The organism is Azospirillum sp. UENF 211521 (assembly GCF_058780535.1).
Window position 1 is genome coordinate 116,917 of sequence record NZ_JBSNCF010000005.1, and the last position, 17,186, is coordinate 134,102.

The following is a 17,186-nucleotide window of genomic DNA, read 5'->3' on the forward strand; positions in this document are numbered from 1 at the left end:
GCGTGAATTCCGGACTTTATAACCCTGCATTTTACTAAAGCAACTTGTGTGTGTATAGGCCGAAAGGAGGTCCCAAAGCGCCTAACCCCTTCGAGGAATGCTCGTCATGCTCCATTCGACCGCGTCCCGGCCCGTCTCCGCCATCCTGGGCTGTGAGGGTGCTCCCGAGGCTTCGAGGCGCGAGGTCGCGTTCATCGACACGGCGCTCGACGACTGGCGGGCCCTGGAGGCCGGGACGCCGGCCGGCATCGAGGTCTTCCTGATCGACAGCCGGGCCGACGGCATGGCGGCGATGGCGCGGACGCTGGATGGCCGACGCGACATTCACGCCATTCATGTGCTCAGCCACGGCTTCGAAGGCGGCCTCCAGCTCGGCTCCGGCCGTTTCGACACCACGGCCCTGGCGCAGCGCGTCGAGGAACTGGCGTCCATCGCCTCCAGCCTCGCCCCGGATGGCGACATCCTGCTCTACGGCTGCGACGTGGCGTCGGGCCGGGGCGCCGACTTCCTCACCGCGCTGGCGGAGGCGACGGGGGCCAACGTCGCGGCCTCGCGGACGCCCACGGGTGCCGCGGACCGGGGCGGTGACTGGGACCTCGACTGGGTGCACGGCGCTGTCACCACCGATGCGCTGCGGTTCGACTCGTATTGCGGGGTGATGGCGGCTCCGACCATCGTGAGCGGCGTCGCCTACGTCGGTGAAAACACCATCGTGCTGACGTTCGATCAGGCGCTGGACGCCGCAAGCCAGCCGACCCTGAGTTACTTCGCCTCCGACATGCTGACCCCGAGCAGCGTGGAGATCAACGGTGCCGCGACCAACTTGTCGGCCGCCGTGATCTCCGGCAACACGCTGACGCTGACGCTTCCAATGGAGACGTTCACCAGCGGTGACGTGCTCACCATCAAGTATGAGGACCCGACCGGCAATCAGACCAGCGGCGTTCTCCAGGCATCGCTGTCCGGTGACGATGTCGCGACCTTTCAGAACAATGTCACGGTTTATGGAGCCCGTCCGACCACCGACCCGACACTGACGGCGACGGGCGGCACGACGACGTTCAACGCCAGCCCGGTGGATCTGTTCTCGTCGGTCACCGCCGACACCAACGACACGGGGCAGGTTTTCACCGGCCTGACGCTGACCGTGACGGGCCTCGTCGACGGCGCGTCGGAAATGCTGGGCTTCACCATACCGGGGATGATGGGGGGGCCCGTCACCATCGCGTTGACCGGCGCCGGCACCCTGACAGGTCCCTTCGTCGGGTCGGCTGTCGGCGGCGTCACGCTCAACGGCAGCACCGCCACGGTGACGATCAGCGGCCTGCAATACTCGGCCGCCGACATGCAGTCGTTCATCGACAGCATCGCCTACAACAACACCGCCGGCACGCCGTCCAACGGCCAGCGCGTCGTCACCCTCACCAGCGTCACCGACGACGGGGCGAGCAACAACACGGCCAGTCTGACCGGCATCGCCGCCACCATCAATGTCGGCGCACCGCCGCTGACCCTGCCCACCCTGACGGCGACGGGCGGCACGCCGGCCTTCAGCCAGGGATCGCCCGTGGGCGTCGATCTGTTCTCCGGGGTGACGGCGAACACCAACGACACGGGGCAGGTCTTCACCGGCCTGACCCTGACGATCACCAACGTCAGCGACGCCGAGGCGCTGCTGGGCATCGGCACCAATGTCATTGCCCTCTCGGTCATGCCCCCCCTCACCCAAGTGGTGGGTCTGCCCGGCGTCACCTACGGCGTGTCGATGAACGGCACGACGGCCACCGTCACGCTCTCCGGGCTGAACCACACCAACGCCCAACTGGCGACGCTGATCGACGGTCTGTCCTACATCAACTACACCGGCGGCACCTTCAACGGGTCCCCCATGTCCGGCAACGTGACCGCCGGCAGCCGCGTCATCACCGTCACCAGCGTCACCGACGATGGCGGCAACAACCACACCGCCAGCCTCACCGGCGTCTCCGCAACCGTCAACGTCACCGCCGCCCCTCCCACGCCGGTCCTGCAAAGCGCCGCGGTGACCGGCGATTCGCTGGTGCTCACCTACGACGTGGCCCTCGACTCCGCCAACCCGCCGGCGGTGGGAGCCTTCACCGTCACGGTCGGCGGCACCTCGGTGGCGGTCAGCAGCGTCGCTGTGGACGGCGCCAACAAGACGGTCACGCTGACGCTCGGCCAAGTGGTCGCCTATGGCGACACCGTTGCCGTCTCCTACACCGATCCCACCGCGGGCGACGACGCGAACGCCATCCAGGCCGGCACCGGCGGGCGCGATGCCGCCAGCTTCACCGGCCAGTCGGTCACCAACAATTCGCCCGATCCGAGCACCACGCCGCCATCCGTCACGGCCATCGATGCCTATGTCGGCGAAAACGTCATCATCGTGACGTTCGATCAGGCCCTTGACGCCCAGAGTCCGTTGCTGCTTTCCAGTTTCGGCGCCGTCGACAGCTATATTCCGCTGGATCTGGGCACCGACGCCATCCTCGTGGGCAGCACGAAGGTCGATCTGCGCTCGGCGGTCATCTCCGGCAACAAGCTGATCCTGACCACGGCGAGCCCGCTCGCTCAGGGAGATTACGTCCGCTTCACCTACACCGATCCCACCGCGGGCAACGACACCGCCAACGTCCTGCAGAACCTGTCGGGCCTGGATCTCCCCGACACCCGCTTCGCCACCATGGTCACGACCACCCGCGCGGTCAACACCCCGAGCCTGACGGCGACGGGCAACGCGACGACCTTCACCAACTCCTCGAGCCCGGCGGACCTGTTCTCGTCGGTCACGGCGAACGCCAATGATCTGGGACAGGTCTTCACCGGTCTGACCTTCACCGTGACCGGCGTCCTGGACGGTGGGTCGGAATATCTGATCTTCATGGTCCCCGGGGGCACGTCCTCCATCATGAATTTGACCAATGGCGCCAGCTTGATGAGCGGCACCTTTGGGGTCACCGGCGGCGCCACGCTCAACGGCAGCACCTTGACGGTGACGATCAGCGGCCTGCGGTTGTCGGCTGACGAAATGCAGTCCCTCCTGGACGGCTTCTACTACAACAACAACGCCAGCACGCCGTCCAACGGCCAGCGCATCATCACCCTCGCCAGCGTCACCGACAGCGGCGTCAGCAACAACGTCGGCGCCCTCACCGGCATCTCCGCCGTCATCAACATCGGCGCCCCCTCGTCGCCGGTCCTGCAAAGCGCCGCGGTCAATGGCACGTCGCTGGTGCTGACCTACGACACGGCGCTCGACGCCGTGAACATTCCGTCCGCGGGCAGTTTCACCGTCCTGGCCGGCGGCAGCCCGGTGACCGTCAGCGGCGTCGCCGTGGACACCGCGACCAAGACGGTCACGCTGACGCTCGCCCAGCCGGTCGCCCACGGCGCCGCGGTCAGCGTCTCCTATGCCGACCCCACCGCGGGCGACGACGCCAACGCCATCCAATCCTTCGGCGGCGGCCTCGACGCCGCCGGCTTCACCGGCCGGTCGGCCACCAACACCACGCCCGACCCGAACGGCGTCCCGCCGACGCTGGCGCTGACCGCCAAGGACGGCGGCTTCCAATCCGGCCAGGGCAGCGGCGGCACCGACCTGTTCGACGGGGTGACCGCCTCCACGGTCGACAGCGGGCAGACCTTCACCGGCATGGTGCTGACCGTTCACAACGTCGGCGGCACCGGCAGCACCGAGTTCCTGAGCATCGGCGGCACCGACATCGCGCTGAGCAACGCCAATTCGGGCAGCGTCGCCGGCGGCGCCTACACGGTCACGCTGGCGAACGGCGTCGCCACGGTGACGCTGAGCGGCATGGCGCTGAGCAACGGCGGCATGGACACGCTGATCGACGGCATCGCCTACAAGAACACGGGATCGTCCAGCGTCGCCGTCGGCAACAGCGAAACCCGCTCGGTCGTCCTGCGCTCCATCACCGACAGCGGGGCGTCCGCCAACACCACGGTGATCGACAAGGTCGCCACGGTCTCGATCGCGAACACGACCAGCTACAGCCCGTTCCTGACGGTCGTCCCGACGAACCCGTCCATCACCTTCACGCCGGGAACGCCGCAGCAGGTGTCCTTCACCCTGACGGCCACCCAGGCGAGGACCCTGGTCGGGTCGAACGTCATCTTCGGGATCAACGCCCCCAGCGGCTGGTCGGTGGGCAGCGCGACCCTTTCCCCGACGATCTCCGGCATCGTCAGTTCGGGCGACACCTTCACGCTGACCTTCGACGTGATGTCCTCCGGGACCGACACGACCGGCGCGTTCCCCATCAGCATCTACTCGATGTCCACCGGCATCGATCTCACCAATTCGGCGATCTCCAGCTCCGTCATGGTGACGGTCGCCAATCCGCCCGTCGTGCAAAGCGCGACGGTGAACGGCACGACGCTGGTGCTGACCTATGACAAGGACCTCGACGCGGCCAACCCGCCGGCGGCCGGCGCCTTCGAGGTCAAGGTCGGCGGCACCACGGTCTCTGTCAGCAACGTCGCCGTGGACGGCGTCAACAAGACGGTCACGCTGACGCTGGCCCAGGGCGTCACCGACGCGGACACGGTCACGGTCGCCTACACCGACCCGACCACCGGCAACGACGCCAGCGCCGTCCAGGCCACCAACGGTGACGACGCCGCCAGCTTCACCGCCCGGCCGGTCACCAACAACTCGCCCGACACCACCCCGCCGTCGCTGGTTTCGGCGTCGGTCAACGGCACGACCCTGACCCTGACCTATTCCGAAGCGCTGGACGGCGCCGCCGACGCGGCGGGGTCGGCCTTCACCGTGATGGTGAACGGCGTGGCGCGCACGGTGACGGGGGCGAACGCTTCCGGCACGACGGTGACGCTGACGCTGGGAAGCGCGGTGGAACGCTACCAGACGGTCACCGTCGGCTACACGCCGCCGGGGTCGGGCGCCAAGACGCAGGACGTGGCCGGCAACGCCGCCGCCGCGGTGACCGGCCGGGAGGTGCGCAACGTCACGGTGGGCGATGCCAACTTCATCCTGCTCGGCACCAACCCCTTCGGCCTCGTCGACATCGGCACGACCGCCCGGCCGACCCTGGTCGACATCGACGGCGACGGCGATCTCGATCTGGTGACCGGCAACAGCGGTTCGTCCGTCCGGTTCTACCGCAACGACGGCACCGCGGCGGAGCCCAGCTTCACCTTCGTCGGCACCAACCCCTTCGGTATCGGCAACACCACGTACGGCACGCCGACCTTCGGCGACCTCGACGGCGACGGCGACCTCGACCTGTTGCTCGGCAACGGCTCCGGCCTCACGGTGGTGTACCGCAACAACGGCACCGCCACGGCGCCCAGCTTCACCATGGTTGGCACCAGCGCCTTCGGCATCGGCCAAGTCGGCGGCGGTTACGCCAAGGCGACTCTCTGGGACCTGGACGGTGACGGCGACCTCGACCTGCTGTTCGGCGGCAACGACGGCACGTTGACCGTGTACCGCAACGTCGGAACGTCGGCGTCGCCCAGCTTCACCGTCGTCGGCACCAACCCCTATGGTCTTGAAGATGTCGGCTTCGCCTCGACGCCGACCTTCGTGGACATCGACAACGACGGCGACCTCGATGTGCTGGTCGGCAATTTCGACGGCAACACGGTGGTGTTCCGCAACGTCGGCACCAACGCGGCGCCCAGCTTCACCGTCGTCGGCACCAACCCCTACGGCCTGGGCGACGTCGGCACCGCCGCCCTGCCGGTGTTCGCCGACCTCAATGGCGACGGCGACCTCGACGCGCTGATCGGCAATGGCGACGGCAACTTCGTCGTCTACCTCCAGGGTCCGCCGCCGCCCGCGGCGCCCTCGGCCCTGGCGCTGACGGCCGGCACCAACACCGGCTCGACGGCCGACACCATCACCGGAAACACCGCGCCGACCATCACCGGCTCGGCCGTGCCGCTGTCGGAGGTGGTGCTGTACGACGGCGCCTCGGCGATCGGCACCGTCACGGCGGACTCCCTCGGCCAATGGACCCTGACCACGGGGACGCTGGCCGAAGGCCTCCACACCCTGACCGCGAAGTCCACCAGCGCCTATTACACCGGCACGTCCGCGGCCTCGACGGCGCTGAGCGTGACCATCGACACGACGGGACCGACGCTGGCCTCGGCGCGGCTGAACGGCACAACGCTGACGCTGACCTATTCGGAAGCGCTGGACGGCGCCCAGGCTCCCACCGGCGCCTTCGCGGTGACGGTGGGCGGCGTGGCGCGGACGGTGAGCGCGGTCTCGGTCAGCGGCCGGACGGTCACCCTGACGCTGGACGCCGGGGCGACGCTCTATCAGAGCGTCACGGTGGACTACACCCCGCCGGGTTCGGGCGCGAAGACGGCGGATGCGGCGGGCAACGCCGCGGGCGCGGTGAGCGGCCGGACCGTCACGGTGGTCGGTGATCCGACCTTCACGCTGGAGGGCACCAACCCCTTCGGCCTCGGCGATGTCGGAGACAACGCCACACCGATCTTCGTGGACATCGACGGCGACGGCGCCCTCGACGCCCTGGTCGGCAACTTCGCCAGCAAGATCGTCTTCTACCGCAACGTCGGGACGGCGACGGCGCCCACCTTCACGCTCGCTGGCACCAACCCCTTCGGCCTCAACCCCGTGGGGTCCGGCGGGGCGCAGCCGACCTTCGCCGACCTCGACGGTGACGGCCGTCTTGACGCCCTGGTCGGCACCGCCGGCGGCAACACCTACTTCTACCGCAACGTCGGAACGGCGACGCAGCCCACCTTCACGCTGCAGGGCTCCAACCCCTTCGGCCTCAGCCGCGCCGGGTTCGGATCGTCGGTGGAGCTGGCGGACATCGACGGCGACGGCGACCTCGACGCCCTGATCGGCGTTGACGACGGCCACACGGTCTTCTACCGCAACGTCGGGACGGCGACGGCGCCCACCTTCACGCTGGAGGGTTCCAACCCCTTCGGTCTCGGCAACGTCGGGGTCAGCGCGACTCCGAAGCTGTTGGACATCGACGGCGACGGCGACCTCGACGCCCTGATCGGCAGCGGGGACGGCAAGACATACTTCTATCGCAACGTCGGAACGGCGGCGGCGCCCACCTTCGTCCTGGAGGGCACCAACCCCTTCGGTCTCGGCGATGTCGGGGACAACGCCACGCCGATCTTCGTGGACATCGACGGGGACGGCGACCTCGACGCCCTGATCGGCAACACGGACGGCGATACGGTGCTGTTCCGCAACGGCCCGCCGCGGCCGGCCGCGCCGGGCGGTCTGGCGCTGACGGCGGGATCGAACAGCGGCTCGACCACCGACACGCTGACCAAGGTCACGACGCCGACGATCACCGGCACGGCGGAGGCGTCCGCCACGGTGGTGCTGTACGACGGGGCGACGGTGGTGGGCACGGCGACGGCCGACGGCGCGGGCCTGTGGACGATCACGTCCGCGTCGCTGAGCGACGGCGCGCATTCGCTGACCGCCAATGCAAACACCGCCAACGGCGCCTCGGCGGCCTCGACGGCGCTGAGCGTGACCATCGACACGGCGGCGCCGACGCTGACCGCGGCGGTGCTGAGCGGAACGACCCTGACGCTGACCTATTCGGAGGCGCTGGACGGCGCCCAGGCTCCCACCGGGGCCTTCACGGTGCTGGTGGGCGGCGTGGCGCGGACGGTCACCGCGGTCGCCACCAGCGGCAAGACGGTTACCCTGACGCTCGACGCCGGGACGACCTCCGCCTATCAGGCCGTTACGATCGATTACACCCCGCCGGGCTCCGGCGCGAAGACCGCGGACGCGGCCGGCAACGCCGCGGGCGCGCTGACCGGCCAGCCGGTGCGCGAGGTGGCCGACCCCTCCTTCGTCCTGGAAGGCACCAACCCCTTCGGCCTCGCCACGACCGGGCCCTGGTCGATCCCGACCTTCGCCGACATCGACGGCGACGGCGATCTCGACGCGCTGGTCGGCATGAGCGACGGCACCATCCGGTTCTACCGGAACGATGGAACGGCGACGGCCCCCAGCTTCACATTGGCGGGCACCAACCCCTTCGGGTTGGGCGCGCTCGATATGAACGCCGCCCCGACCTTCGTGGACATCGACGGGAACGGCACGCTCGACGCGCTGATCGGTGACTTCAACGGAAACACGGTGGTCTACCGGAACGTCGGAACGGCGACGGCTCCCAGCTTCACCCTGGTGGGCACCAATCCCTTCGGGTTGAGCACCGTCGGCTCCGCCACCACCCCCTCCTTCGTGGACATCGACGGCGACGGCGATCTCGACGCGCTGATCGGCAACTACGACGGCAACACGGTGTTCTTCCGGAACATCGGCACGGCGACGGCTCCGAGCTTCGCCCTTGAAGCCACAAACCCCTTCGGGCTGACCGACGTCGGCAGCTACGCCCAGCCGACCTTCCAGGACATCGACGGCGACGGCGACCTCGACGCGCTGGTCGGCAATTTCGCCGGCGACATGCTGTTCTTCCGCAACGTCGGCACGGCGACGGCGCCCAGCTTCACGCTGGAGGGCACCAATCCCTTCGGGCTCAGCAACGTCACCTTCAAGTCCGTCCCGAGCCTCGTGGACATCGACGGGGACGGCAGCCTCGACGTGCTGGCCGGCGGCGACACCGTCGGCAACAACATCATCCTCTTCCGCAACCTGCCGCTGCAGCCGGCGAGCCTCGCGCTGACCAACGCGTCCAATAGCGGTTCCACGACGGACACGCTGACCAACGTCACGGCGACGGCGATCACCGGCCAAGCCAAGGCGTCCACGACGGTGGTGCTGTACGATGGGGCGGTGGCGCTCGGCACGACGACGGCCGACGCCAACGGCCTGTGGACCATCACGGCAGCCTCGCTGAGCGAAGGCGCTCATTCCCTGACCGCCGTGGCGAGCAACGGCACCAACGCGTCGCTGCCGTCCTCCCGGCTGAACGTGACCATCGACACGACGGCACCGACTCTGACCTCGGCGGTGCTGAGCGGGACGCGGCTGACCCTGACCTATTCGGAAGCGCTGGACGGCACCCAGACGCCGGTGGGCGGCGCCTTCACGGTGACGGTCGGCGGGGTGGTGCGCACGGTCACCGCGGTCGCCACCGCCGGCCGGACGGTCACCCTGACGCTGGATGCCGGAGCCACCTCACTCTATGAGGGCGCGACGGTCAGCTACACCCCGCCGGGCTCCGGCGCCAGGACCGTGGACGCCGCCGGCAACGCCGCGGGCGCGCTGAACGGCCAGCCGGTCCGCGTGGGCGGCGACCCCAAATTCACCCTGGAAGCCACCAATCCCTTCGGCCTCGGCACCTTCGTCGGTCAGTCCGCCCCGGTCTTCGCCGACATCGACGGCGACGGCGACCTCGACGCGGTGGTTGGCGACTGGTACGCCAACATCGTCGTTTACCGCAATGTCGGCACGGCGGAGGCGCCCAGCTTCACCCTGGTGGGCACCAACCCCTTCGGCCTGAACACCGTCGGCGGCGGCATGCCCGCCTTCGCCAAGCCGACCCTCGCGGACATCGACGGCGACGGCGACCTCGACCTGCTGGCCGGCAACGCGGGCGGCGACATCGTCGTCTACCGCAACAACGGGACGGCGACGGCGCCCAGCTTCACCCTGGTGGGCACCAATCCCTTCGGCTTGAGCAATGCCGGGGGCTTCGCGTCACCGTCCCTGGCGGACATCGACGGCGACGGCGATCTCGATGCCCTGATCGGCAACGCGGATGGCAATACGCTCTTCTATCGGAACGTCGGAACGGCGGCGGCGCCCACCTTCGCGCTGGAAAGCACCAATCCCTTCGGCCTCGGCAATGTCGGAAGCAACGCCACACCGATCTTCGTGGACATCGATGGGGATGGCGACCTCGACGCGCTGATCGGCAACGACAGTGGCAACACGGTCCTCTACCGGAACATCGGAACGGCGACGGCGCCCACCTTCACGCTGGACGGCACCAACCCCTTCAACCTGGGCGATGTCGGCAGCAACGCGAAGCCGATCTTCGCGGACGTCGACGGTGACGGCGATCTCGACGCGCTGATCGGCCGGGACGACGGCAAGACGGTCCTCTTCCGCAACACCACGCCGCCGCCCGCGACCCCCACGGCACCGACGCTGACAACGGCGTCGAACAGCGGATCGACGACAGACACGCTGACCAACGTCACGGCGCCAACGATCGTCGGAACGGCAGCCGCCTCGTCGACGGTGGTGCTGTACGACGGCGCCACCGCCATCGGCACGGTGACGGCCGACGCCGCCACCGGCCTTTGGACCTTCACCACCGCGTCGCTGAGCGATGGCGCGCACACGCTGACCGTCACGTCAGGCAACGTCCACGGCACCTCGTCGGCATCGACCGCCCTGACGTTGAGCATCGACACGACGGCGCCGACCGCGCCAGCGGTGACCAGCGCGGCGCTGAGCAACAACGCCACCCCGACCCTCACCGGCACGGCCGAGGCCGGCAGCACCGTCACCGTCACGGTGGGTGGGGCGACCTACACCACCACGGCGACCAACGGGACCTGGAGCATCGACCTCGCCACGGCGACGCCGGCCACCGGATCGCTGAGCCTGAACGCCAACGGCGCCAACCCGGTTTCGGTCACCGCGACCGACGCCGCCGGCAACACCTCGACGGCCGGGACACAGACGCTCACCATCGACACCACAGCTCCAAACGCCCCGGCGGTGACCAGCGCGGCGCTGACCAACAGCGCGACGCCGGTGGTCAGCGGCACGGCGGAAGCGGACAGCACGGTCACCGTCACCATCGGCGGCGCCACCTACACCACCACCGCCACCAACGGAAGCTGGTCGATCAACCTCGCCACGGCGGTGCCGGCGACCGGCTCGCTGAGCCTGAACGCCAACGGCAGCAACCCCGTCTCGGTCACCGCCACCGATGCGGCCGGCAACATCTCAACGGCCGCTACGCAGTCGCTGGTCGTCGACACCACGGCCCCCACCGCCCCGACGGTCACCAGCTCGGCCTTCACCAACAACACGACCCCGACCATCGCCGGCACGGCGGAGGCCGGCAGCACCGTCACCGTCTCGGTGGGCGGCGCCACCTACACCACCACCGCCACCAACGGCGGCACCTGGGACATCGACCTCGCCACGGCGACGCCGACCACCGGCACGCTGAGCCTCCTGCCGAACGTTCCCGTACCAGTCGTCGCGACCGCCACCGACCCCGCCGGGAATCCCTCGTCCCCCGGGACGCAGATGTTGACCATCGACACCGTAGCGCCGAACGCGCCTGCGGTGAGCAGCCCGGCGCTGAGCAACAGCGCCACCCCGACCATCACCGGCACGGCAGAGGCCGGCAGCACCGTCACCGTCTCCATCGGCGGCGCCACCTACACCACCACGGCGACCAACGGAACCTGGTCCATCGACCTTGCCACGACGCCGCCGACCTCAGGGTCGCTGAGCCTAAACGCCAACGGGACCAACGCCGTCTCGGCGACGGCGACCGACGCCGCCGGCAACACCTCCACGGCCGGCACGCAGACGCTGACCATCGACACGACGGCACCGACCGCCCCAGTGGTGACCAGCGCGGCGCTGACCAACAATGCCACCCCGACCCTCACCGGCACGGCGGAAGCCGGCAGCACCGTCACCGTCTCGGTGGGCGGCGCCACCTACACCACCACCGCCACGAACGGAGGGACCTGGACCCTCAACCTCGCCACCGCGACACCGACCGCCGGATCGCTGACCCTCGACGCCAACGGCAGCAACGCCATCTCGGCGACCGCAACGGACGCCGCGGGCAACGTCTCCACGGCCGGCACCCAGTCGCTGACCATCGACACGACGGCACCCAACGCCCCGGCGGTCACCACGGCGCTGACCAACAGCGCCGCCCCGACCATCGACGGCACGGCGGAAGCCGGCAGCACCGTCACCGTCTCGGTGGGCGGCGCCACCTACACGACCACGGCGACCAACGGCACCTGGTCCATCAACCTCGCCACCGCGACGCCAGCCACCGGCACGCTCAGCCTGAACGCCAACGGTGCCAACCCGGTGTCGGCAACGGCGACCGATGCCGCGGGCAACACGTCCACGGCCGGGACACAGACGCTGACCATCGACACGACGGCGCCCAACTCCCCAACCGTCACCAGCGCCGTGCTGAGCAACAGCACGACGCCGATCCTCACCGGCACCGCCGAGACGGGCAGCACGGTCACCGTCTCGGTGGGTGGGGCGACCTACACCACCACAGCGACCAACGGGACCTGGAGCATCAACCTTGCCACCGACACTCCGGCGGCTGGTTCGCTGAGCCTGAACGCCAACGGTACCAACACCGTCTCGGCGACGGCGACCGATGCGGCGGGCAATGTCTCGGCGCCGGGCACCCAGTCGCTGACCATCGACACGACCGCTCCGAACGCGCCCACCGTCACCACGGCGCTGAGCAACAGCACGACGCCGACCCTGACCGGCGCGGCGGAGGCTGGAAGCACCGTCACCGTCACGGTGGGCGGTGCCACTTACGCCACCACAGCCACGAACGGCGGAACCTGGACTCTTGACCTCGCCACGGCGACGCCGACCACCGGCTCGCTGAGCCTGAACGCCAACGGTGCCAACCCGGTGTCGGCCACCGCCACGGATGCCGCGGGCAACACGTCTTCGGCCGGCACGCAGTCGCTGACCATCGACACCACGCTGCCCAACGCCCCGACCGTCACCAGCGCCGTGCTGACCAACAGCATCACCCCGACCCTCACCGGCACGGCGGAAGCGGACAGCACGGTAACCGTGACCATCGGCGGGGCTACCTACACCACCACGGCGACCAACGGCACCTGGTCGATCAACCTTGCCACGGCGACGCCGACCTCCGGCTCGCTGAGCCTCAACGCCAATGGGACCAATCCGGTCTCCGCGACCTCCACCGACGCCGCGGGCAACGTCTCCACGCCGGGCACGCAGTCGCTGACCATCGACACCACCGCTCCGACCGCCCCGACCGTCACCACAGCGCTGAGCAACAGCGCCACCCCGACCCTGACCGGCACGGCGGAAGCGAACAGCACGGTGACCGTCACGGTGGGTGGGGCGACCTACACGACCACAGCGACCAACGGCACCTGGTCGATCAACCTTGCCACGGCGACGCCGACCACGGGGGTGCTGAACCTCAACGCCAACGGTGCCAACCCCGTCTCGGCCACAGCCACCGACGCGGCAGGCAACATCTCGACGGCCGGCACCCAGTCGCTGACCGTCGACACGACGCTGCCCGATGCCCCGACCGTCACCACAGCGCTGAGCAACAGCACCACGCCGACCCTCACCGGCACGGCGGAAGCGAACAGCACCGTCACCGTCACGGTCGGTGGTGCCACCTACACCACCACCGCGTCGGGGACCGGCGCCTGGAGCCTGAACCTCGCCACGGCCGTCCCGACCGCCGGCACGCTCAGCCTCAACCCGAACGGCGGCAACGCCATCTCGGCGACGGCCACCGACGCCGCCGGCAACGTCTCTGCGCCGGGCACGCAGTCGCTGGCCGTCGACACGACTCTGCCCGATGCCCCGATCATGACCAGCGCGGCGCTGAGCAACAGCACGACGCCGACCCTCACCGGCACGGCGGAAGCGAACAGCACGGTGACCGTCACGGTGGGTGGAGCCACCTACACCACGACGGCGACCAACGGCACCTGGTCGATCAACCTTGCCACGGCGACGCCGACCACCGGGTCGCTGAACCTGAACCTCAACGGGGGCAACGCCGTCTCGGCCACCGCCACCGACGCTGCGGGCAACGTCTCCACGGCCGGCACGCAATCGCTGACCATCGACACCACCGCGCCCACCGCCCCAGCGGTGACCTCGGCGGCGCTGAGCAACAGCACGACGCCGACCCTGACCGGCACAGCGGAAGCCGGCAGCACCGTCACCGTCACGGTGGGCGGGGCGACCTACACGACCACCGCGACGAATGGTTCCTGGAGCGTCAACCTCGCCACGGCGACGCCGACTTCCGGCTCGCTCAGCCTGAACGTCAACGGTGCCAACCCGGTCTCGGCCACCGCCACCGATGCCGCGGGCAACACGTCTTCGGCCGGCACGCAGTCGCTGGTTGTCGACACCACGCTGCCCAACGCCCCGGCGGTGACCAGCGCCACGCTGACCAACAGCACCACCCCCACCCTGACCGGCACGGCGGAACCAGACAGCACCGTCACCGTCATCATCGGCGGTGCGACCTACACGACCACGGCAACCAACGGCACTTGGTCGATCAACCTTGCCACGGCGACGCCGACCACCGGCTCGCTCAACCTGAACCCGAACGGCACCAACGCCGTCTCGGCGACGGCGACCGATGCCGCGGGCAACACGTCGGCGGCCGGCACCCAGTCGCTGACCATCGACACCACCGCGCCCACCGCGCCCTCGGTGACCAGCGCCGTGCTGACCAACAGCACCACCCCCACCCTCGCCGGCACGGCGGAGGCCGGCAGCACCGTCACCGTCACGGTGGGTGGAGCGACCTACACCACCACCGCGTCCAACGGAACCTGGAGCATCGACCTCGCCACGGCGACGCCGACCACCGGCTCGCTGAGCCTCAACGCCAACGGCGCCAACCCGGTCTCGGCCACCGCCACCGATGCCGCGGGCAACACCTCGACGGCCGGCACCCAGTCGCTGACCATCGACACCACGCTGCCCGACGCCCCGACCGTCACCAGCGCGGCGCTGAGCAACAGCACGACGCCGATCCTCACCGGCACCGCCGAGACGGGCAGCACGGTCACCGTCACCGTCGGCGGCGCCACCTACACCACCACCGCCACCGGCGGAAGCTGGTCCATCGACCTCGCCACGGCGACGCCGACCACCGGCTCGCTCAGCCTGAACCCGAACGGCGCCAACGCCGTCTCGGCCACCGCCACCGACGCCTCGGGCAACGTCTCGGCGCCGGGCACCCAGACCCTGACCGTCGACACCACCGCGCCCGACGCCCCCACCGTCACCACGGCGCTGACCAACAGCACCACCCCGACCCTGGCCGGAACGGCCGAGGCGAACAGCACCGTCACCGTCACGGTGGGCGGCGCCACCTACACCACCACCGCGTCGGGGACCGGCGCCTGGAGCCTGAACCTCGCCACGGCCGTCCCGACCGCCGGCACGCTCAGCCTCACCGCCAACGCCGCCAACCCGGTCGCGGCCACCGCCACCGACGCGGCGGGCAACAGCTCGACCCCCGGCACCCGGTCGCTGACCGTCGACACCACCGCGCCGACCGCCACCGTCCTGTTCGAGGACGACAGCATCGACGCCATCGAGCAGTCCAGCGCCGCCTTCACCATCAGCGGCGGCGAGGCCGGGGCCGCCTTCACCTGGACCATCACCTCCGCCGGCGGCGGCCAGGTCTCCGGCAGCGGCGTGATGAGCGGGCCCACCGCGCGCGTCGAGGGCCTCGACCTCTCCGGCCTGGGCGACGGCACGCTGACCCTGACGCTGGGCCTGACCGACCCGGCCGGCAACGCCTCGGTGCCCTTCACCGCGACGACGCAGAAGCTCACCGCCACGGTCGACAAGCCCGCCCCGGTCGCCCCACCGCCGGTCGCCACGGTCGACGGCGCCACCGTCAGCGGCGCCGTCACCACCAACGGCGACGGCACCCGCACCACCACCGTGACCATCGCGGCCAGCAACAGCACCCGCGTCGAGGACAGCAACACCGCCAACCCCGACCTCGCCGACGTCCCGGTGGTGCGCGAGCAGGTGGTCGACCGCCGGACCGGCGAGGTCTCCACCCAGACCACCCTGACGGTCAGCGTCTCCACCGGCGTCGCCGTCACCGCCACCGGCAGCGCCGAGCGCCAGACCGCCTCGCAAGCGCTGACCGGGCTGAGCGGCCTGATCGCCGCCATCGAGGCGCGCACCGACGAGGGCACCACCTCGCGCGGCAACCTGACCGGCGGCGGCTCGGGCTTCCTCTCGGTGCTCTCCACCCAGGCCCAGCTGCTGGTCCGCGCCATCGACTTCACCGCCCCCGGCGTCGCCGCCGGCCAGGCGGTGCAGACCAAGGTGACCGGCAACACGCTGGGCGGCACCGGGGTCGCCAGCACGGCGCCGACCGCGGTGGTGCTCAACACCACGGGCCTGACCGGGCCGGTGAGCATCCAGCTCGACAACGTCGAGTTCGCCGCGGTGGTCGGCAACGCCACGCTGGTCGGCGGCGACGGCGAGCAGATCGTCTACGGCGACGACCACGAGCAGTACATGCATCTGGGCGCCGGCGACGACATCCTGCACGGCGGCGGCGGCAACGACACGATCACCAGCGCCGGCGGCAACGACACGCTGTACGGCGACGACGGCGACGACGTGGTGCACGGCGGCGAGGACGACGACTGGCTGCTCGGCGGGGCGGGCAACGACCTGATCGGCGGCGGCACGGGCAACGACCGGCTGTTCGGCGGGACGGGCGACGACCTGCTGTTCGGCGAGGAGGGCGACGACACGCTGACCGGCGAGGAGGGCAACGACACGCTGGTCGGCGGTTCGGGCAACGACCTGCTGTTCGGCGAGGACGGCGACGACCTGCTGGCCGGCGACGACGGCGACGACACGCTGAGCGGCGGGGCGGGCAACGACACGGCGCTGGGCGGGGCGGGCAACGACCTGATCGGGCTCGGCGCCGGCAACGACCTCGGGGTGGGCGGCGACGGCAACGACACGCTGTTCGGCGAGGAGGGCGACGACACGCTGTTCGGCGGGGCGGGCAACGACCTGCTGCACGGCGGGGCGGGCAACGACGTGCTGTTCGCCGACGGCGGGGCGGACACGCTGTGGGGTGGGGCGGGCGCCGACCTGTTCGCCTTCGGGCGGTCGTCGGGCGGCTCGGTGGTGATGGACTTCCAGGTCGGGGTCGACCGGCTGGCCCTCTACGAGGCCGGCATGGACCTCGGCGCGGTGATCCGCTCGGCCCGGGTCGAGGGCGGCAACACCACCCTCGACGTCGGCGGGGGCAACCGCATCACCATCGTCGGACAGACCGGAAACGTCGCCGCCTGGTTCGCCTGACAACAGGAGCGACGCGCCAGCCGTAACCGGCGGGTGCCGGGGCCTTGCGGGCTCCGACACCCGCCTTTTTTTGTCCGGG

Annotated in this window: 1 protein-coding gene; it reads left to right on the forward strand. The window is 70.1% G+C overall.

The window, feature by feature from the left end:
• The first annotated feature begins 106 nt into the window (after positions 1-106).
• Entirely contained in the window at positions 107-17,107 is a 17,001-nt protein-coding gene (locus tag ACWPN5_RS29810; protein ID WP_492299118.1) for an Ig-like domain-containing protein, read from the forward strand.
• The last annotated feature ends 79 nt before the right edge of the window (positions 17,108-17,186 follow it).